The organism is Erwinia aphidicola, assembly GCF_024169515.1.
Classification (GTDB): Bacteria; Pseudomonadota; Gammaproteobacteria; order Enterobacterales; family Enterobacteriaceae; genus Erwinia; species Erwinia aphidicola.
In genome coordinates, this window is the sequence record NZ_JAMKCQ010000001.1 from 3,061,982 (window position 1) to 3,081,226 (window position 19,245).

Genomic DNA, 19,245 nt, shown 5'->3' on the forward strand with positions numbered 1-19,245 from the left:
AGGATCACTCCGCAATGATCACGCCGACGTCCAGCGTATTCAGTTCCTGACGGGCCGCGCTGGCAAGATGTGGATCGGTGATGATGCTGTCAAAACGCGTCAGCGGCAGCGCGAGAAACGTGGCAATCTTGTTGTATTTCGAACTGTCCGCCAGCAGGACGCGTTTGCTGCTGACCTCGTTCACCGCCCGCTTGACGGCAATTTTCTCTTCGTCAGGCGTGAAGATGCCGCGCGGCCCCCAGCAGGAAGCCGAGATAAAGGCGATATCAACCGACAGCCCGCGCAGAGACTGCGCAGCCGCATCGCCGACGCAGGAGCGGTTATCGCGGCACAGCGTGCCGCCGGTATGGATCATACGGCACTGGCTGGTATCGATAAGGAAATTGGCGATGACAAAATCGTTGGTGATCACCAGCAGGTCGTCACGCGCGCCCAGCTCCCGCGCCAGCGCCAGCGTCGTGGTCCCGGCATCCAGGTAGATGCAGCTGTTGCGGGGAATATGGCGCGCAGCGGCAGCACCGATAGCCTGCTTCTCCTGGCTGAACATGCTGGTTTTATCAAGGTGCGAAGGCTCGCTCGACAGGCGCTCGGTGGAACGTACGCCGCCGGAGACCAGCAGCACGGCACCCTGTTCCTCCAGCTTTTGCAGGTCGCGGCGGATGGTCATATGCGAGACGGCAAGGCGCTCGGTCAGCTCGGCGATGCTGACCACACCGCGCTCCTGTACCAGCGTGAGAATTTGTTGATGACGTTCAATCGGGATCATCGCGGCTCCTGAAATTAACGGTTTATCAGAGTGTAACGGAGCGCAGCGCGGCTCTGCACCACAATTTTTATCAAATTATCACGTTATTCCCTGATGAGCATGATGCTATTCGCATTATCCTTTAGGTAAGTCGTTGAAATTGATTCTATTTGCCAGCGTGAGCGGATGAGTTAAAGATGTTAAGCGTTGTGAAATATGCGCTTTCTCTTGTTAATTAATGTGAGCGTGGTCACCAAATTATCACCATAAAGCGCCTATACTTCACACAACAAAACAAATAATCACCAAAATTAACACGGAGAGCGTATGTCAAACGCAACATCTATGTCGGTCTGTGTCGTTGGCCTCGGTTCTATGGGGATGGGTGCGGCGCAATCCTGTATTAAAGCTGGCCTGAAAACTTACGGCGTCGATCTCAACCCGACCGCGCTGCAAACCCTGCGCGACAGCGGTGCCGTGGCTGCCGAACCCCGCGCCGATAGCTTTGCCGCGCAGCTGGACGCCGTCGTGCTGCTGGTGGTGAATGCCGCACAGGTGAAGCAGATCCTGTTTAGCGAGAGCGGGCTGGCAGCAAAGCTGAAGCCGGGAACGGCGGTCATGGTCTCCTCGACCATCTCTTCTCAGGATGCGCTGGCGATTGAACAGCAGCTGGCGGCCCATCAGCTGATCATGCTGGATGCGCCGGTTTCCGGCGGAGCGGCTAAGGCAGCTAGCGGTGAGATGACGGTGATGGCCTCCGGTAGCGAGCAGGCGTTTACGCTGCTGCAACCGGTGCTGGATGCGGTGGCGGGCAAGGTATATCGCATCGGCGCGGAAATCGGCCTCGGCTCGACCGTGAAAATTATTCATCAGCTGCTGGCAGGCGTGCATATCGCTGCCGGGGCTGAAGCGATGGCGCTCGCCGCCCGGGCCGGTATCCCACTTGATACCATGTATGACGTAGTGACTAACGCGGCGGGTAACTCCTGGATGTTTGAAAACCGCATGCGCCACGTGGTTGATGGCGACTACTCGCCAAAATCTGCGGTCGACATCTTTGTGAAAGATCTTGGCCTGGTTGCCGACACCGCCAAAGCACTGCACTTCCCGCTGCCGCTGGCCTCCACCGCTTTTAATATGTTCACCTCCGCCAGCAACGCAGGCTATGGCCGTGAAGATGACAGCGCGGTGATCAAAATTTTCAGCGGCATTACGCTGCCGGGTAAAAAGGAGCAGGAATAATGCGTCTTGGTGTGATTGCAGATGATTTTACCGGGGCGACCGATATCGCCAGCTTCCTGGTGCAGAACGGCATGTCCACCGTACAGGTGAATGGCGTGCCTGCTGAGGCGCTGGAGCTAAACGCCAATGCGATTGTGGTCAGCCTGAAGTCGCGCTCCTGTGCGCCTGAAAAAGCGGTGGCAGATTCTCTCCAGGCGTTGCAGTGGCTACAGCAGCAGGGCTGCGAGCGCTTCTATTTTAAATACTGCTCCACCTTCGACAGCACCGCTCAGGGCAATATTGGCCCGGTGACCGACGCGCTGCTGGATGCGCTGGGTGAATCGCAAACCATTATCTCCCCGTCGCTGCCGGTCAATGGCCGCACGGTGTATCAGGGGCATCTGTTCGTGATGGACCAGCTGCTGTCCGATTCCGGCATGCGCCACCATCCGGTGACGCCGATGACCGACAGTAATCTGCTGCGCCTGATGGAAGCGCAGAGTCGCGGTAAGGCAGGACTGGTTGCCAGCCCGACGCTGGATCGCGGGGCCGCTGCCGTGCGCGCAGCGCTGAGCGCGCTGCAAGAGCAGGGTGTGCGCTACGTGGTGCTGGATGCGCTGAATGAACAGCATCTGCTGACCCAGGGCGAAGCGCTGCGCGACATGCGGCTGGTCACCGGCGGTTCCGGGCTGGCAATCGGCCTGGCGCGCCAGTGGGCCAACGCAGCGCACGACAGCGCTCAGGCTCAGGCCGCGGGTGCGCCGCAGGGCGAGCGTGCCGTGGTGCTCTCTGGCTCCTGCTCAACCATGACTAACCGCCAGGTAGCGCGCTATCGCCAGCAGGCGGCGGCGCAGGCGGTAGATGTTGAACGTGCGCTCAACCAGCGGGAAGAGTATGCCATCGCGCTATGCGACTGGGTGGCTGAGCATGAAACTGACGCGCTGGCCCCGCTGCTGTTTGCCACCGCCGAACCGCAAGTGCTGCAGCGTATTCAGCAGCAGTACGGCGCCCAGAACAGCAGCGAAGCGATTGAACAGCTGTTTGCTGCCGTGGTGCGCGAACTGCAGCAGCGCGGCTGGCAGCGCTTTATCGTCGCAGGGGGCGAAACTTCCGGCGTGGTGGCACAGACGCTGGGCATTCATGCCTTCCATATTGGCCCGGCCATCTCTCCCGGCGTTCCCTGGGTGCGCGGCGTCGGGCAGCCGGTTTCGCTGGCGCTCAAATCCGGTAATTTCGGCGATGAAAACTTTTTTGCCCGCGCACAGACGGAGTTCACAGTATGACAGAGCAACAGGCACGTGAAGAGATGGTGCGATTAGGCGCCTCGTTTTTCCAGCGCGGTTATGCCACCGGCTCGGCAGGTAATTTATCGATGCGTCTGGAAGATGGCACCCTGCTGGCGACGCCGACCGGGTCCTGTCTTGGCGAACTGGTCGCCGATCGCTTATCAAAAGTGACGCCGGAAGGGGAGTGGATTGGTGGGGATAAACCCTCGAAAGAGATCAGCTTCCACCGGGCTATCTACCTCAACAACCCGCAAGCCGGGGCGATTGTGCATCTGCACTGCCTCTACCTGACCGCGCTCTCCTGCCTGGAAGGGTTGGATACCCAGAACTGCATTCGCCCGTTCACGCCGTATGTGGTGATGCGCGTCGGCGATGTGCCGGTGGTGCCCTATTACCGTCCGGGCGATGCACGGCTGGGAGAGGATCTCGCGAAACTGGCTCCGCACTATAAGGCATTCCTGCTGGCTAACCACGGCCCGGTGGTGGTGGGGAAAACCCTGCGCGAAGCGGCAGATAATACCGAAGAGCTGGAAGAGACTGCCCGGCTGATCTTTACCCTGGGCGACCGCCCGATTCGATATCTCAACGATGCCGAAGTGGCTGAATTACGGAGCTGAACATGCCTAAGTTTGCTGCTAACCTCTCGACCCTGTTTAACGAAGTTCCCTTTATGGAGCGCTTCGACGCCGCGGCGCAGGCCGGTTTTCGTGGGGTGGAGTTTCTGTTTCCCTATGAGTATGACGCCGCGCAGCTGAAGCAGGCGTTATCGCGCAATCGGCTTGAGCTGGTGCTGTTTAATACCGCACCGGGCAACACTGCCGCCGGGGAGTGGGGCGTTTCCGCCATCCCGGGGCGTGAAGAGGATGCGCGTCGCGATATCGATAACGCGCTGGAGTACGCGCTGGCGCTTGACTGTCGCCAGGTGCATATCATGGCGGCAGTGGTGCCGGAGGGGGCCGATCGCCAGGCGTACTGCCGCACCTTTATCGACAACGTGCGCTATGCCGCCGATAAGTTTGCTCCGCACGGCGTGCGCATTCTGCTGGAAGCGTTAAATCCCCAAACCAAGCCGGGCTATCTCTACTCAAGCCAGTACCAAGTGCTGGAGATGGTGAAGCGCATCGACCGGCCTGGCGTGTACAGCCAGCTCGATCTGTTCCACGCGCAGCGGGTGGACGGCAATTTAAGCCACCTGATCACCGCGTTTGCCGGGCAGTACCAGCATATTCAGATCGCCTCTGCCCCGGATCGTCACGAGCCGGATGAAGGCGAGATCAATTATCCCTGGCTGTTCGATCTGCTGGACCGCAGCGGGTATCAGGGCTGGATCGGCTGCGAATATTTCCCACGAACCACCACGCTGGAAGGACTGGGCTGGTTCTCAGCCTATAAATAAGCGGACGTTTAGCTAAACGCTGCGTGTTTATGACGCGCAGCGCTGAAATCTTGCGGCCTGAATCCGGCGGCAATATAACGATAATGAGGTCTGAAAGATGTCCACCGCCCTGCTCTTAACCATTGCTGTGGCCAGCGTGCTGATACTGCTGCTGCTGGTGATTAAAATAAAGATCCACCCGTTTGTCGCTCTGCTGGTTGTCAGCCTGATGGTGGCGATGGCTACCGGCATCCCGGCAGATAATATTATGAAAGTGATCGTCTCAGGAATGGGCGGTCTGCTGGGGTCTATCACCATCATCATTGTGCTGGGGGCGATGCTCGGCGCAATTATTGAAGCCTCCGGCGGAGCAGAATCGCTGGCGCAGCGCTTTACCCATACGCTGGGGATTAAACGCACCGTCGCGGCGCTCACCATGGCAGCATTTATTCTGGGTATTCCGGTCTTTTTTGAAGTCGGTTTTATTATTGTTATTCCACTGATCTACGGTTTTACCAAAGTGGCCCGCGTCTCGCCGCTGAAGTATGGCCTGCCAATGGCGGGCGTGATGCTGACCGTTCATGTGGCGCTGCCGACTCACCCCGGCGCTGCGGCCGCGGCCGGACTGCTGGGGACCGACATGGGCTGGCTGATGCTGCTGGGGATTGCGATATCGATCCCGGTGGGCGTGGTGGGGTACTTCGTGGCGAAAGCGATGAACCGCCGTCAGTATCATCTGTCGCTCAGCGTGCTGGAGCAGCTGCAGCTGGCAAAACCGGAAAACAGCCCGCGCCAGAACCAGGAGAAGCCGCCAGGCGCGCTGCTGATCTCTTCGCTGATTGTCGTGCCGATTGTGCTGATCGTGGTCGGGACGCTGGCGCATACCGTGCTGCCGGAAGGCAATACGCTGCGCCAGCTGTTAACCCTGATCGGTACGCCAGCGATTGCGCTGCTGATTGCGCTGGCGCTATCGGCCTGGCTGCTCGGTCTGCGCCGTGGCTGGAGCCGTGACAAGCTGAGCGATATGCTGGACCGCGCAATCCCCAGCTCTGCCGGAGTGATCCTGGTGGCGGGCGCCGGTGGGGCATTCGGTAAGGTGCTGGTGGAGTCCGGGGTGGGTAAAGCGCTGGCGCTGTCGCTGGAAACCATTCATCTGCCGCTGATCCCCGCTGCGTTTATTCTGTCGCTGGCGCTGCGCGCTTCGCAGGGGTCCGCGACCGTGGCGATCCTCACCACCAGCGGTCTGCTGACCCAGGCGGTAGCGGGCATTAGCGATATTCAGCTGGTGCTTGTCACGCTCTCGGCCTGCTTTGGTGCGCTGGGCCTGTCGCACGTCAATGATGCCGGCTTCTGGGTGGTGACGCGCTATCTCGGCCTGTCCGTGGCCGACGGTCTGAAAACCTGGACCGTGCTGACTACCGCGATGGGGCTGACCGGTTTTGTACTGGTGTGGCTGCTGTCAGCGCTGCTGTAACAGCGGGTAACATCGCAAACCAGGCGAATCAGTTATCTTCTTCTATACTCAAGTCACTACAACGTAGTGACTTTTTTTTACATTAGAGGGCATGGAATGAAAATTATCCTTTGGATTATTGCGATCATCTTTATCGTTGGCTTATTAACAGTGACGGGCGTGTTTAAGTTGATATTCTAAGATTACGTTCTGGCAGCCTGAAGAGTCACTCATTCGGGCTGCCTGTAATTGTATGTTTTGAAATTATAACCACGATTTTGAAATGTAATTTATTATTTATTTTATTGGTTTGTTATTTCCTGAGGTGTCGTTTGACGATTCCTGCGCATAATATCAATGCCGCTTCAATATCACCCTTTCACTACATTAAATATAAAACCCAACAGATATACTCGCACTTCTCAAAATGAAAATGCGGGAAATGCTATGAGCATGAATGAAGAGCAGCTGTTATCAGATGAAGCCAGGTACTGTTCGCACGGTGATACCGTCCACTATGTTAATCCCCCCAAAATCTTTGAACGCTGCCAGGGCAGTTATCTGTTTGATGCCCAGGGAACCCCTTATCTGGACCTGCAGATGTGGTACTCCGCCGTCAATTTCGGCTATGCCAATCCCCGTCTCGACAACGCGCTGAAAAAACAGATCGATGTTCTGCCACAGCTGGCGAGCCAGTATCTGCACCCGACAAAAATTGAGCTGTCGAAGGTGATTGCTCAGGATATGGAGCGCAAATTTGGCCTGCCGGGCCGGGTGCATTTTAACGTGGGCGGGTCGCAGTCCGTTGATGACTCGCTGAAGCTGGTGCGCAATTTCACCCACGGCAAAAGCCGGATGTTTGCTTTTGAAGGCGGCTATCACGGGCGTACGCTCGGCGCTTCTGCCATCACCTCCAGCTATCGTTACCGTCGCCGCTTCGGCCACTTTGGTGAACGCGCCCAGTTTATTCCCTTTCCCTACCCATTCCGCCGTCAAAGAGGGATGACGGCGGAAGAGTATGCCGAGAAGCTGGTGGCCGATTTTGCCCGCCTGTTTGAAAATGAGTATCACGGCGTCTGGGACCCCAGGGTGCGCGAAGCGGAATTTGCGGCTTTTTATATTGAGCCGATTCAGGGCACGGGCGGTTACGTTATTCCACCGCGCAATTTCTTCCCGGCGCTGAAAAAAGTGCTGGATGAGCACGGTATTTTGCTGGTGGTGGATGAGATCCAGATGGGCTTTTACCGCACCGGTAAACTGTGGTCGGTGGAACACTTTGGTATAACGCCGGACGTGCTGATCTTCGGCAAAGCGCTGACCAACGGACTGAACCCGCTCGCCGGAATTTGGGCACGCGAAGAGATGATCAATCCGCAGATCTTCCCGGTGGGTTCCACCCACTCCACCTTTGCCTCTAATCCGCTGGGAACGGCGGTGGGGCTGGAAGTGATGCAGATGCTGGCCGAGAAGGATTATGAAAAGCAGGTATCAGAAAAAGGCGCTTATTTCCTGGAGGGGCTCAAAACCCTGCAGCGCCAGCATAAAGAGATCGGTGATGTCGATGGTCTCGGCCTGGCCCTGCGCGCCGAGCTGTGCCAGGCCGATGGCTTTACCCCGGATAAAGCGCTGCTCGACAAAATGGTGGATATTGGTCTCTCCGGCACGCTGGAGTACCAGGGGCAGAAAACCGGACTGGTGCTGGATGTCGGCGGCTACTATAAAAATGTCATCACCTTCGCACCCTCACTGGAAATCAGTCGGGCGGAGATTGACCAGGCCATAACGCTGCTCGACCAGGCATTGACCCGCGCCAAACAGCAGCGCTAATCCTGCTTTATTTCCGTTGTTGAGGCGCCATCAGGCGCCTCTTTTTATGCTGACTGAGCCACCGCTTCCCCTTTCGCCAGGCAGAGTACGCCGGCGAGAATCAACAGGCCGCCAAGGGCTTTGACCAGCGTTAACGCATCATCGAACAGCCAGACGGAAACCAGCGTCACGCTGAGGATCTCAAGGTGCGAGGCGGCAAACGCCGGGCCGAGTGGGGCAGACCTCAGCAAATTCATCCAGGTAAAGAATGCCCCGGCATAGCCGAGAAGCGCAGCGTAAATCCATAGCTGGCTAAATAGACGTAACAGCCATGCCGCATCCAGCGTCAGTGGGGCCGCGTGAAGTGCGGCAAGCTTAAAACTGACCTGCGCCAGCGTATCGAACATCAGTAGCGCCAGAAAACCGACCAGGTAAAACTTTTTCATCAGCCGAGCCCCACGATAATAACGCCGAGTGAAATCAACAGCATGCCGGCCAGCCGCCAGCGAGTAAGACGTTCGTTAAAGCACCAGCGGGCTGCCAGCATGATCGCTACCACGTTAATCGATGCCAGCAGCACGGCCTGCGACAGCGCGACCCGCGAGAGAAATGCCAGCCACAGCAGAAACTGGACTGCGTAACTGACAAAGCCCAGCCAGACCCAGGGGCGGGCCAGCATATAACGCCACGGCTGCGTGCCTGAGCTGTGGGCGCTGCTTAGCGCTGCGGTCTTAAAGGCGAGCTGCCCGCAGCAGTCGAGCAGGGTAGTCAGTAGCCACAGCAGCAGCGTCAGGCGGCTCATTGCAGCAGGCGGTCGGCATCTACCGCAGGTCGGGGAGTGCCGTCAGGGGATGAGAAGTGATTGATAAAAGCGATGGAACGCTGAAAAAGCTCATGGCGATCGTTATCAATAGTGATCATATGGTAGCTATTGGCCAGCAGCACCAGTTCTGCAGGGCCACTCACGCTGTCGCGCACCAGTTCCGCATTGCGCCGGTGGGAAATATCATCTTCGCTGGCGTGCAGGATCAGGCAGGGTGAAGTGGTGCAGTGCAGCCTGAGACGCACCGTGCGCGACAGCACGATCATTTCGTTCAGCGAAGCCCACGGGGTACCCCGAAGCCCGGCGGCGGCGCTGTTACCGCTCAACATCTTTGCCGCAATTTTTTTACGCAGGCGTTCATTACGAATGCCGTAGGGGGGCTGTTCATCAACGCAACGGCAGCTGCCTATTTTCAGTCGTGCGGCCAACTGCAGTAGCCAGGGGCCGATAATACGTTTTAGCGCTGGGACGCTCCAGCCATCTCCGCGAAAGGTAACGGCATAAACCAGCACACCGTCAACCCGGCTGGGATAGTCAGAGGCGTACTTTAGCGCCAGCAATGCGCCCATTGACAGCCCCGCAACAAACAGCGTACTGACCTGCTGGCGCAAGCGATCCGCACCGTCGATCACGCTCTGATACCAGTCCTGCCAGCGCGTGGCGACCAGGTCTTCAACCGTGCCACAATGCCCGGACAGCTGGAGGGCATAGACAGTAAAACCGGCGCGATTAAACGCTCTCGCTGCGCCGCGCATTTCGGTCGGCGTTCCGGTTAAGCCATGAATCAACAATACCCCCTGGCTGCCCCCGGTTAGCCAATAGTCATATTTCATGAAGATGCCTGCGGGCGAGTGAGCAGAGCCTCAAGATAGGTTTGAGCCTCGCTGAAATCATGGAATGGGGTGAAGGGAAGAGCGGCTCGTTGGCACTCGGCGATCAGGCTGCTTTTGGCCAGCACATGGCTGGCCTTAGCGGCGACGCAGAAATCTGAGCGCCCATCGCCGATCGTCAGTAGATGCTGTCTGGACAGACGCCTGACGAGGGCGCACTTGCAGGTACCGCTGGCCTGGCTGCACAGCGTGTCAGAATAGGGAGAGCTTAACCGCCAGCGCCGCTGCGCAATCTGCTGCAAGCGGTTGGCGAAAATGGGCACCCCGGAAATCCGCTCCCTGCGCAGCAGATACGCGATGGCATAATCCAACCCGTCACTGACAATATAGAGAGGAACATGGTTTAAGCGTGACCAGCGCGCGAAAGCCGCGAAATGAGGATCGAGCTCGATATTATCCAGACAGCTTTCCAGCTGCTGGCGCGATGCATCCAGCAGGGCGACTTGCCCACTCAGACAGGCGAGGGAGCCAATTTCCCCTTGCACCCATCGCTCTTCAAGCTGCTGCCATCCCGGCATACCAAACTGCGCCATCAGCGTGTCAGTCACGTCCTGGCCGCTAATTGTGCCGTCAAAATCGCAAAAAACAGTCCAGCTGGCGTGGCTGCCGGGAGGGATTATTTCGGGAAGCGTCATTGATTTACCCGCAACTTAATTTGATAACTGATTACGCTATATCAGGAGTAAGTTTCCTGATAACTGACCATCTGGCCTGGAGGCCTGGTTTGATGAGGAAAATAACCTCTTCATTTGTCATCCTTAACGCCGTAATTGTCCGCAGCGGTTATTCTTTGGTTTGCAGGGGCAGAGTAAGTCAGCGGATATCAACGGGGGGTAAATCGCGATGAGAGATAATAGGGAGTAGCAGGAAGAGATAAAGAATAATAATGGTGAAAGGCGTTCACCATGAGCCGCTACGGGGTGAGAAAATTTTCAGGTTTTATCAGGATGACGGTAGACAGGTGTGTCATCACCGTAGGTGGCCGGCCAGGTTGAAGAAATTTCCCTAAAATTGATACGTATATCTCGCGCGTTTAGCTGCTTGTGACAAAGCGCGCAGATAGCGCCGTGGGGTTTATCGAATTCATCGCCGGCGGTAGTAAAAATAAACTTACGACACCCGCATCTGCCACACCTTAGCATTATTGACACCTCACCGTTCCCAGTCCCGTGGTTGGTAAGAATTATCTTATCAAAAAAAACGCAGAGATCTATAAATAAAATTAATTGATTTAGTAAAATCCCTTAAATGCATAACTCATTGAATTAAATAATTTAAACTGATTTTTCTCGACATTATAGATTGTTAAATGATAAAAGTTATCAACTGTGATGGCCTTTTGATGATTTCAGTCAATTTTGTTTACATAATGCTTAAAACAAAGTGTAAAGACAGAGCTAAGCTAGTACTGGCGTGATAATCGGAATATGTTTCCTGATAATTGCGAAAATTCCTGGCGTTATAACTCTGCGGGCAGATTCTTTTTTATTCAACCATATCAATAGTTTTGCTCGCTGAGTGAATAAAAATTCATTTTCATCAATCTCTTAATAAGTTAGTGATTAATGGAGTGTTTAGGTGAGTTTGATATAATCATTTCCACAAGCATTGATTATTTTCGGTCGACATTTTTTGACCTTTTCAGGATGCCGTAAGATAGCGCCATCCAGGGAGCTGTGAAATTTAGTATGAAAATCAAAACGATTATATCCCTTTCCGCGCTGGTCGCCGGGGTAGGGCTTCAGGCTGCACAGGCCGCGACTCTGGTAGATGGCATTTCTGATACCTGGCAGGCATTTAGTGATAACGTCAGCGAAACGTGGAACGACCCGCAGACGGTCGATCTCTATGTCCCGGCTATCACATGGCATAACCGCTGGACTTATGACAAAGAGAAAACGGATAAGTACAACGAACGTCCGTGGGGTGCCGGGGGCGGGATCTCCCATTATGATGAAAAGGGTAACTGGAACGGCATCTATCTGATGGCGTTTAAAGACTCCTTCAATAAGTGGGAGCCGATTGGTGGCTATGGCTGGGAGAAAACCTGGCGACCACTGAACGATCGCGATTTTCATCTTGGCCTTGGTTATACCGCCGGGGTGACGATGCGTGACAACTGGAACTATATTCCCATCCCATTAGTGCTGCCATTAGCCTCGGTGGGATATGGACCAGCAACTTTCCAGATGACTTATATTCCGGGTACTTACAATAACGGTAACGTCTATTTCGCCTGGCTGCGCTGGCAGTTTTGATGGCGCCAGGCCTGTCATCAAAATGACATAGGGTAAAAAAAAGTCGATATTTATCACTTTTTCGTCGTCGGCTACTGGACAAAAGCCTTCGCAATTGCTGTACTAACCCTCGACACAGTTTAGTGTCCATTTTTCATGTAAAGGTAATATAGATGTCTAAGATCAAAGGTAGCGTTAAGTGGTTTAATGAGTCCAAGGGATTCGGTTTCATTACTCCTGAAGATGGTAGCAAAGATGTGTTCGTTCACTTCTCTGCCATCCAGAGCAACGGTTTCAAAACTCTGGCAGAAGGTCAGCGCGTAGAGTTCGAAATCACCAACGGCGCCAAAGGCCCATCTGCTGCTAACGTTGCCGCTATTTAAGTTATCAGACAGAATTCTTAAAACCCGCCTGAAGGCGGGTTTTTTTTCGCCTGCAGATCGCTAGCTGAGATACTGTACCAGCCAGACGAGCGTTGCGGCACAGGCCAGAGTGAAGGCAAGTAGTTCGTTTTTACTGCGCGGAAGCCAGTTCATCATTATCCCCTCGGATGGCTGAATGATAACCAGTGTGCCGAAACAGTATTAAGGAAACATTAACGCTCGCCCTCATCGTTAATGAGTAAGCTAAATCTTACATTAATCAGCTTCTGTAACATTACCGTGTGATCTGTCTCCTTGCAGGGATCGCTGCGCTAAGGCTATAAACATAAGCAGAGATGTTGACTGCTAACCTTTGCTGCTGGCTGACTTCGGAGAATGAGTAATGAATATTCGTCTGGCTGAATCGAGAGATGCATTTGCCCTCAGCGCTCTGTTAGCGGAACTGGGATATGCCGATACCGCGCCGTTCATTGAACGGCGTCTTGCCCAACTGATGGCGGATGATACAGAGAGGCTGTTAATGGCCGAGCAGGGTAATACGGTGCTGGGGTTCCTCTCGCTGCATTTTATCCCACAGCTGGCGCTGGCCGGAGATTTTGCGCGCATCAGCTACTTCTGCATTGCCGAAGGAGAGCGTAGCAAAGGGGCCGGGCAGCAGCTGTTGCAGCACGCTGAACGGCTGGCCGCCGAGCGCGGCTGTGACCGTATGGAAGTCCACTGTCACCAGCGCCGTGAAAAGGCCAATGCTTTTTATGCGCGCGAGGGTTATGAAGAGTCCCCGCGCTATCACATCAAAGATCTGACCTGATCGCCCCCGGCTCGCGACCGCTGGCGATCAGCAGCGCGTCGGCAACTTCGTCTACCAGATGTTCAGGCAGCATGGAGGTACTGACGCGCACAAACTGCCCGCTGCCGCTGCGGCAGCGCTCCCCTGGCAGCACGGCAATGCCCCTGGCGGCCAGGGTGATCATCGCAAACTGCTCCGACTGCACCGGCAGATAAATACTTAACCCATCCCGATCCGGCAGCGCCACGCCGCGCAGGTTCAGGGCGGAGAGCAGGCGCTGCCGCCGCTGACGATACACTTCACGCGCCTGCGCGATACTCTTTTGAACCCCCTCGTCAGCCAGCATCCATGCTACGCTCTGCTGCAGAATGCGGCTGGTCCAGCTGGCACCGAAGTTGCGCCATGACCGAATGCGCTTCACCAGCGCTTCCGGCCCCGAAAGCACGCCAAGCCGCAGATCGGGACCATACGCTTTAGAGAATGAACGCACGTGCAGCGTGCGCTCGGGGAAGAAACGCCCCAGGCTCCACAGCGGATGCGCTGACAGTGCGCCGATACCGTCATCTTCAACAATCCACGGCGTTGTGCCGCTCAGCACCGCTGCCAGCTCACTGCTGCGCGCTTCGCTGAGCGTATGGCCGGTGGCGGAGTGGGTGCGCGGCTGGTAAATAATGGCGACCGGGCGCTGGCGCAGCAGCAGGCTTAGCGGGCCGGGCAGCGGCCCCTGCTCATCGCAGGCCAGCGGCAGAACTTCCGCCCCGATATTATCCAGCATATCCAACAGGCGCGTGGCAGTCGGATCTTCGATCACCACTTTATCGCCGGGTGAAAACAGCGTCTGCATAATGCAGTTCATCGCATCATAGCCCCCGTCGGTTGCCAGAAAAGCTTCGGCGACAAAAGGCCAGTCGCCCTGCACGGCGGCCAGCAGGGCCGGGGCGATCGCCTCGCGCTGATAGCTGTTGAGATTGGGCGCCAGGATCCCCTGCTGTATGGCGCATCTGAGATCGGGAAGCAGGTCAGGGTCGGGGGAAGCCATCGCCAGATCGGCTTTGATCTGGCTGCCGTAGTGACCAATTTTTTCAAAGCGCACCGGGCGTGGCGTGACCTGATCGCCACATACCCACACCCCGCTACGGCCCTTACCGGCAATGACCTTATGGCGCTTTAACTCTCCCCATGCGGCGGAGACCGTCGCCGGACTGACGCCGAGCTTCTCTGCCAGATCGCGCACCGCCGGCAGCTGGGTGCCAATCGGGATCTCACCTTCGCGGATCAGCCGCGCAGTCGTCGCGGTGATCCCTTTCACTGAAGCCTCTTCAATGCGGGCACTCAACCAGTTCACATCCAGCAGCGTGGTCATAAGAAATCCATTTGTTCAGTAACAAAGAAAACATTGTACAGATAATATTATCGATCTAGTATCAAATTCAAGCAGGTATTGGTGTTTTTTTGAACGCGGCAGGGCTGCGCTAAACCGGAGAGATTGCACATGGTGACCATCAGGCTGGCGGTACGCGACTGGGACTATTTTACGCCGCTGGCGCTGGGGGATATTCGCCCTCAGGGATTTAAGCTGGAGGTGCATCGCGTTGCGACGCTGGTCGGCGATCTGGCAAACAGCGAGCAGTACGACGCGGCCGAAGTCTCTTTCAGTCGCTTTGCTCAGGCCCGTGCGCGCGGGGATTTCAGCCTGCTGGCGGTGCCCCATTTCCTGATGCGCGGTTTCCGCCAGCGCTGCATTATCACCACCGCTGACAGCCCGCTGACCTCCCTGGACCAGCTGAAAGGCAGGAAAATCGGTCTCACCGGCTGGCAGGATTCGGGCAACACCTGGACGCGCACGCTGCTGCGTGAAGCCGGAGTCGAAATCGATGACGCTTACTGGTTTGTCGGCCGCCTGACGGGTGACCATCCGATCGTCGATCGCCTGAATGGTTTTGGTCGCCCTGGCCGGATAGAGGCCGCGCCGGGAGAACACCCGCTGATCGACCTGCTGCGCGCCGGTGAGCTGGATGCGGTGTTTACGCCTTTTATGCCGGAGGGCTTTTTCCTGCCGGATTCCGGGTTACGTCAGCTACAAACCGACTTTCGCCAGGCCGAGCTGGAGTACTTTCAGCGCTGCGGTTATATCCCCGGCATTCATCTGCTGGCGCTGAAAGGCGGGCTGGAAGAGCGCCACCCGGGTATCGCCAGCGAACTCAGCGCCCTGATTGATGAATCTGCCCGCGTCTGGCAGCAGAAGCGCGAGAAGTATGCCGACACGACCCCGTGGCTGCTCGACGATTTGCGGCGCACCGCGCAGGATTTACCTGCCGGCTGGAATGCCAACGGCTTCCAGGCTAATAAGAAGATGATCAACGATTTCTGCCTGGAGCTGTTTGCTCAGGGGCTGACGGCTGAACGCCTGACTGCGCAAGCACTGTTTCCGGCAATGACCCCAGGAGCATAACGATGAAAGTGGCATTAGGACAGTTCGCGGTCAGCCGCGAGTGGCAGGAAAACGCCGATATCTGCATCGGTTTAATGGCTCAGGCGCAGCAGCAGGGGGCAAGTCTGCTGGTGCTGCCGGAAGGGGTGCTGGCGCGTGATATCACCGATCCGGATCTGGTACTGAAAGCCGCGCAGCCGCTCGACGGGCCGTTTCTCACTCAGATGCTGGCGGCAAGCCGGGAAAATACCCTGACCACCATGATGACGGTACACGTACCTACTCCAGACGGCCGTGCGCTGAACGTGCTGGTGGCGATGCGCAATGGCGAGATTATCGCCCGCTACGACAAGCTGCACCTGTACGACGCCTTTGCGATGCAGGAGTCGCGCAATGTGACCGCCGGTAACGAGGTGCCGCCGCTGGTGGAGGTTGACGGCATGAAGGTCGGGCTGATGACCTGTTATGACATCCGCTTCCCGGAGCTGGCGCGCCGCCTGGTGCTGGACGGTGCGGACCTGCTGGTGCTGCCTGCGGCCTGGGTAAAAGGCCCGCTGAAGGAGATGCATTGGGAAGTGCTGGTGACGGCGCGTGCGCTGGAAAATACCTGCTACGTGGTGGCGGTCGGCGAGTGTGGTCCACGTAATATTGGCAACAGTCTGGTGGTTGATCCGCTCGGCGTGGCGATTGCCAGGGCCGCAGAAGGCCCTGCGCTGGTGTTTGCTGACCTTGATCCACAGCGTATTCAGGATGTGCGCCGTGCCTTGCCCGTGCTGGCTAATCGCCGTTTTGCCCGCCCAGAACTTGACGCCGGGGAGGCGCAATGACCATGAATAAACACGCTATTGCACTGGCGCTGATGCTGACCACGCTGAGCGCGGCCAGCCACGCGGCTGAAGCTATTCCGGTGCAGAAGATGGACCCGGCGCTGCACGATCGCCTGCCGGACGCGGTGAAGAGCGCCGGAAAGATGACCTCGGTAAACAACGGCTCCTTCCCGCCGTATGAAATAGTGGAAGGCCCAACGTCGATGACCGGTGCTTCAGCCGACCTCACCGAAGCGCTGGCACAGCTGCTGGGGGTGAAAATTGAGCACGCCACCGTCAGCGGTCTGCCTGGCCTGCTGGCCGGAATAAAATCCGGCCGCTACCAGCTGGCAATCGGCCCGGTTGGCGACTATCCGGACCGTCAGCAGAAAAATGACTTTATCGATTTTGTACAGGAGTTCGTGGTGTTTGCCGTACAGAAAGGCAACCCGGCTCACATCAACGGGCTGGAAGATACCTGCGGAAAGCGCATTGCGGTGATGGCGGGCGGTTCAGCTGAGCAGGTGATCCGCAAGCAGTCGACCGTTTGTACCACCGCAGGCAAACCGGCGGTGACCGTGCAGTCGTTCACCGACCAGCCATCGTCGATTCTGGCGGTGCGCTCAAAACGTTCCGATGCGTTCTTCTCCTCTCAGGCGCCGCTGGTCTATTTTGTGCAGAAGGCGGAAGGGCAGCTGGAGTTGACCGGCACCGGCCAGAAAAATGGTTTTGGCGATATTTTCCAGGGCACCGTGGTGCCGAAAGACTCTCCGCTCGGGGAAGTGGTGCTTGACGCCTATAAAGTGCTGTTCGCCAACGGGACTTATGCAGCGATCATGAAAAAATGGCAGCTGAGCGGCAACATTATCAGCGCGCCGGGACGTAACCTTGCGCAGGGGGCAGCAAAATGACCCAGCCCGCCACGCAATCTTCAACCAGGGATCGGACAGACGCACAGCGACGCGATGTGGCCTCGGCTCTCAGCGCTCCCCGCTACGGACGACTGCTCGGCTGGCTGCTGGTGCTGGCGGTCGCGGTGAATTTTCTCTGGATAATCGCCACCAATCCTAATTTCGAGTGGAACGTGGTGTACCAGTGGTTTATGGAGGGGTCGGTGCTGACCGGGCTGAAAGTGACGCTCGGTCTGACCGTGGTCTCCATGCTGCTTGGCGTGGCGATTGGCCTGCTGCTGGCGGTGGCGCGCCTGTCCGATAATCGCCTGATGAGCGGCCTGGCCGGTCTGTACATCTGGTTCTTTCGCGGCACGCCGCTGCTGGTGCAGCTGATATTTTGGTACAACCTCTCGACGCTGTTTCCGCAGATCTCGCTGGCGGTGCCGTTTGGTGGGCCGATACTGGCGAGCTGGAATACCAACGATGTGATCACCCCGCTGACCGCGGCGATTGCCGGGCTGGCGTTAAACGAAGCCGCGTATATGGCGGAGATCATTCGTGCCGGGCTGCAGTCGGTGGATAACGGCCAGGTTGAGACCACCCAGGCCTTCGGCATGAGCCGGGCGCGGGCGCTGCGGCGCATCATTATTCCGCAGGCGATGCGCGCCATTATTCCACCGACCGGCAATCAGCTGATCAGCATGATTAAAGCGACGTCTCTGGTTAGCGTCATCGCGATGGGTGACCTGCTGTACTCGGTGCAGGCGGTATACAACCGCACCTTTGAAATTATCCCGATGCTGATGGTGGCGGTGATCTGGTATCTGCTGATCACCTCGGTGCTGAACGTCGGCCAGTCGGCGATTGAGCGCTACTACGCTCGCGGTACGCGCCGGGTGGTTGCCAGCAGTAAAAAGCACCCGCCAGCGATGGCAGTACGTCCCCTGGTCCAGAAGGAAGAACGATGAGCAGAGCTGAACCGCTGGTACGGGCGCGCAACGTACAAAAAAGTTACGGCGATAATCAGGTGCTGAAGGGGATCGACCTCGACGTGCTGCCGGGGGAAGTGGTGGTGATCCTCGGCCCTTCCGGCTCCGGTAAGTCGACCTTCCTGCGCTGCATTAATCATCTTGAAGAGCTTAACGCCGGCTCGATTATGATCGGCGAACAGCAGGTTGGCTTTGAGCTGAAAAAGGGGCTGCTGCATCGCCTGTCGCCAAAGCGTATTGCCCGCCAGCGCCAGGAGATCGGCATGGTGTTTCAGCAGTTCAATCTCTATCCGCATATGACGGTGCTGCAAAATATTATTGAAGCGCCGGTCGGTGTGCACAAGCGCCCGCGGGCAGAAGCGATGAGTGAGGCGCGTGAGCTGCTGGCGACCGTTGGCTTAAGCGATAAGGCCGATGCCTGGCCGCGCCATCTTTCAGGGGGGCAGCAGCAGCGCGTGGCGATTGCCCGGGCGCTGGCAATTAAACCGAAACTGATACTGTTTGATGAGCCGACCTCGGCACTGGACCCGGAGCTGGTCGGTGAGGTGCTGGCCACGATGCGCACGCTGGCCGATGGCGGGCTGACCATGGTGGTGGTAACGCATGAAATTGGCTTTGCGCGTGAAGCGGCTGACCGGGTGGTGTTTATGGACGGTGGACATGTGGTGGAGCAGGGGCCGCCGGAAGCCGTGCTGGTCAACCCGCAGCATCCGCGCACCCAGGCTTTTCTTAGCCGTTTTATCTGATAAGATCGCCGCTGCATATTCTGTTACAGATTGCAGTTGTATTCCCGCACGTTCAGCGCGTTAATACAGGTCGGTTAAAGGCCGTGATGACGGTCAGGTAAATAGAAGAAGGTAAGTATGGAAGGTATCAGTCTCGCCAAACTGCTGATCGTCGGCGCATTAATCGTACTGTTATTCGGCACTAAGAAATTGCGTACCCTGGGTGGCGATTTGGGCTCAGCGATTAAGGGCTTCAAGAAGGCCATGAATGACGATAATGCTGCTGCGGCTGAAGCAAAGCCCGCCGAGAAGATTGCTCCTAAAGAGTGATGTTGTTCAGGCATAAAAAAACGGATGACTGGGTCATCCGTTTTTTTATGCCTGAATCGTAGGGG

22 protein-coding genes are annotated in these 19,245 nt (G+C 56.9%); 16 read left to right on the top strand and 6 right to left on the bottom strand.

What is annotated here, in order from left to right; translation table 11 throughout:
* Positions 1–4: 4 nt before the first annotated feature.
* Positions 5–766 (bottom strand): DNA-binding transcriptional repressor YgbI, encoded by a 762-nt coding sequence (gene ygbI / locus J2Y91_RS14305; protein ID WP_133624195.1) that lies wholly within the window; start codon positions 764–766, stop codon positions 5–7.
* A gap of 306 nt (positions 767–1,072) precedes the next feature.
* Between ygbI and ltnD the strand changes: the two genes are divergently transcribed.
* The 7 genes from ltnD to J2Y91_RS14335 all read left to right on the top strand — a co-directional run bounded on the left by ltnD (position 1,073) and on the right by J2Y91_RS14335 (position 7,907).
* Complete coding sequence (gene ltnD / locus J2Y91_RS14310) at positions 1,073–1,987, top strand: L-threonate dehydrogenase (RefSeq protein ID WP_048916791.1); 915 nt, start codon at positions 1,073–1,075, stop codon at positions 1,985–1,987.
* Positions 1,987–3,249: a 3-oxo-tetronate kinase gene (gene otnK, locus J2Y91_RS14315; protein WP_133624194.1), complete on the top strand. Its 1,263-nt coding sequence runs from the start codon at positions 1,987–1,989 to the stop codon at positions 3,247–3,249. The genes ltnD and otnK overlap by 1 nt, the downstream gene beginning before the upstream one ends.
* A complete protein-coding gene (gene otnC / locus J2Y91_RS14320; RefSeq protein WP_048916789.1) occupies positions 3,246–3,869 on the top strand; it encodes a 3-oxo-tetronate 4-phosphate decarboxylase in 624 nt (207 codons plus the stop codon). Before otnK ends, otnC begins: the two co-directional genes overlap by 4 nt.
* A 2-nt stretch (positions 3,870–3,871) precedes the next feature.
* Entirely contained in the window at positions 3,872–4,648 is a 777-nt protein-coding gene (locus tag J2Y91_RS14325; RefSeq protein ID WP_133624193.1) for an HPr family phosphocarrier protein, read from the top strand.
* A gap of 97 nt (positions 4,649–4,745) precedes the next feature.
* Positions 4,746–6,101 (top strand): GntP family transporter, encoded by a 1,356-nt coding sequence (locus J2Y91_RS14330; protein WP_099753373.1) that lies wholly within the window; start codon positions 4,746–4,748, stop codon positions 6,099–6,101.
* Between the two features lie 96 nt (positions 6,102–6,197).
* The gene (locus tag J2Y91_RS23185) at positions 6,198–6,281 is read left to right on the top strand and encodes a small membrane protein YohP (protein WP_443112762.1); all 84 of its coding nucleotides are present in this window, start codon (positions 6,198–6,200) and stop codon (positions 6,279–6,281) included.
* A gap of 246 nt (positions 6,282–6,527) precedes the next feature.
* Positions 6,528–7,907, top strand: coding sequence for an aspartate aminotransferase family protein (locus J2Y91_RS14335; RefSeq protein WP_048918648.1), 1,380 nt, complete (start codon positions 6,528–6,530; stop codon positions 7,905–7,907).
* Positions 7,908–7,951: 44 nt separating this feature from the next.
* Here the strand turns inward: J2Y91_RS14335 and J2Y91_RS14340 are convergent, their stop codons facing one another.
* Genes J2Y91_RS14340 through J2Y91_RS14355 form a run of 4 tightly spaced genes read right to left on the bottom strand, consistent with a single transcriptional unit; the run spans position 7,952 to position 10,234 of the window.
* The gene (locus tag J2Y91_RS14340; protein WP_133624192.1) at positions 7,952–8,332 is read right to left on the bottom strand and encodes a DMT family transporter; all 381 of its coding nucleotides are present in this window, start codon (positions 8,330–8,332) and stop codon (positions 7,952–7,954) included.
* Positions 8,332–8,688 (bottom strand): EamA family transporter, encoded by a 357-nt coding sequence (locus tag J2Y91_RS14345; protein ID WP_099753370.1) that lies wholly within the window; start codon positions 8,686–8,688, stop codon positions 8,332–8,334. Before J2Y91_RS14345 ends, J2Y91_RS14340 begins: the two co-directional genes overlap by 1 nt.
* A complete protein-coding gene (locus J2Y91_RS14350; protein WP_208864888.1) occupies positions 8,685–9,542 on the bottom strand; it encodes an alpha/beta hydrolase in 858 nt (285 codons plus the stop codon). The genes J2Y91_RS14345 and J2Y91_RS14350 overlap by 4 nt, the downstream gene beginning before the upstream one ends.
* A complete protein-coding gene (locus tag J2Y91_RS14355) occupies positions 9,539–10,234 on the bottom strand; it encodes an MtnX-like HAD-IB family phosphatase (protein ID WP_133624190.1) in 696 nt (231 codons plus the stop codon). Before J2Y91_RS14355 ends, J2Y91_RS14350 begins: the two co-directional genes overlap by 4 nt.
* Before the next feature lie 1,053 nt (positions 10,235–11,287).
* On the opposite strand from J2Y91_RS14355, the gene pagP reads away from it, so the two are divergent.
* From pagP to J2Y91_RS14370, 3 genes are all read left to right on the top strand, one after another.
* Positions 11,288–11,857 (top strand): lipid IV(A) palmitoyltransferase PagP, encoded by a 570-nt coding sequence (gene pagP, locus J2Y91_RS14360; RefSeq protein ID WP_048916785.1) that lies wholly within the window; start codon positions 11,288–11,290, stop codon positions 11,855–11,857.
* A gap of 152 nt (positions 11,858–12,009) precedes the next feature.
* Positions 12,010–12,219 (top strand): transcription antiterminator/RNA stability regulator CspE, encoded by a 210-nt coding sequence (cspE, locus tag J2Y91_RS14365; protein WP_004156612.1) that lies wholly within the window; start codon positions 12,010–12,012, stop codon positions 12,217–12,219.
* A gap of 382 nt (positions 12,220–12,601) precedes the next feature.
* Positions 12,602–13,027: a GNAT family N-acetyltransferase gene (locus J2Y91_RS14370; RefSeq protein ID WP_062818354.1), complete on the top strand. Its 426-nt coding sequence runs from the start codon at positions 12,602–12,604 to the stop codon at positions 13,025–13,027.
* Here J2Y91_RS14370 and J2Y91_RS14375 read toward each other — a convergent pair.
* Positions 13,011–14,369 (bottom strand): aminotransferase class I/II-fold pyridoxal phosphate-dependent enzyme, encoded by a 1,359-nt coding sequence (locus J2Y91_RS14375; protein ID WP_133624188.1) that lies wholly within the window; start codon positions 14,367–14,369, stop codon positions 13,011–13,013. The two genes, J2Y91_RS14370 and J2Y91_RS14375, sit on opposite strands and share 17 nt — an antisense overlap.
* A gap of 129 nt (positions 14,370–14,498) precedes the next feature.
* Here J2Y91_RS14375 and J2Y91_RS14380 point away from each other — a divergent pair, with 129 nt between their 5' ends.
* The 6 genes from J2Y91_RS14380 to tatE all read left to right on the top strand — a co-directional run bounded on the left by J2Y91_RS14380 (position 14,499) and on the right by tatE (position 19,180).
* Positions 14,499–15,458, top strand: coding sequence for a PhnD/SsuA/transferrin family substrate-binding protein (locus J2Y91_RS14380; protein WP_133624187.1), 960 nt, complete (start codon positions 14,499–14,501; stop codon positions 15,456–15,458).
* 2 nt (positions 15,459–15,460) lie between these two features.
* Positions 15,461–16,264 (top strand): deaminated glutathione amidase, encoded by an 804-nt coding sequence (locus J2Y91_RS14385; RefSeq protein WP_133624186.1) that lies wholly within the window; start codon positions 15,461–15,463, stop codon positions 16,262–16,264.
* A 2-nt stretch (positions 16,265–16,266) separates the two neighbouring features.
* Positions 16,267–17,154 (top strand): ABC transporter substrate-binding protein, encoded by an 888-nt coding sequence (locus J2Y91_RS14390; RefSeq protein WP_048918784.1) that lies wholly within the window; start codon positions 16,267–16,269, stop codon positions 17,152–17,154.
* Positions 17,151–18,104, top strand: coding sequence for an amino acid ABC transporter permease (locus J2Y91_RS14395; RefSeq protein ID WP_062818352.1), 954 nt, complete (start codon positions 17,151–17,153; stop codon positions 18,102–18,104). The genes J2Y91_RS14390 and J2Y91_RS14395 overlap by 4 nt, the downstream gene beginning before the upstream one ends.
* Positions 18,101–18,871 carry an amino acid ABC transporter ATP-binding protein gene (locus tag J2Y91_RS14400; RefSeq protein ID WP_062818351.1) on the top strand — a complete coding sequence of 257 codons (771 nt, stop codon included), beginning with the start codon at positions 18,101–18,103 and terminating at the stop codon, positions 18,869–18,871. The genes J2Y91_RS14395 and J2Y91_RS14400 overlap by 4 nt, the downstream gene beginning before the upstream one ends.
* Before the next feature lie 117 nt (positions 18,872–18,988).
* Entirely contained in the window at positions 18,989–19,180 is a 192-nt protein-coding gene (gene tatE, locus J2Y91_RS14405; protein WP_048916781.1) for a twin-arginine translocase subunit TatE, read from the top strand.
* Positions 19,181–19,245: the final 65 nt, after the last annotated feature.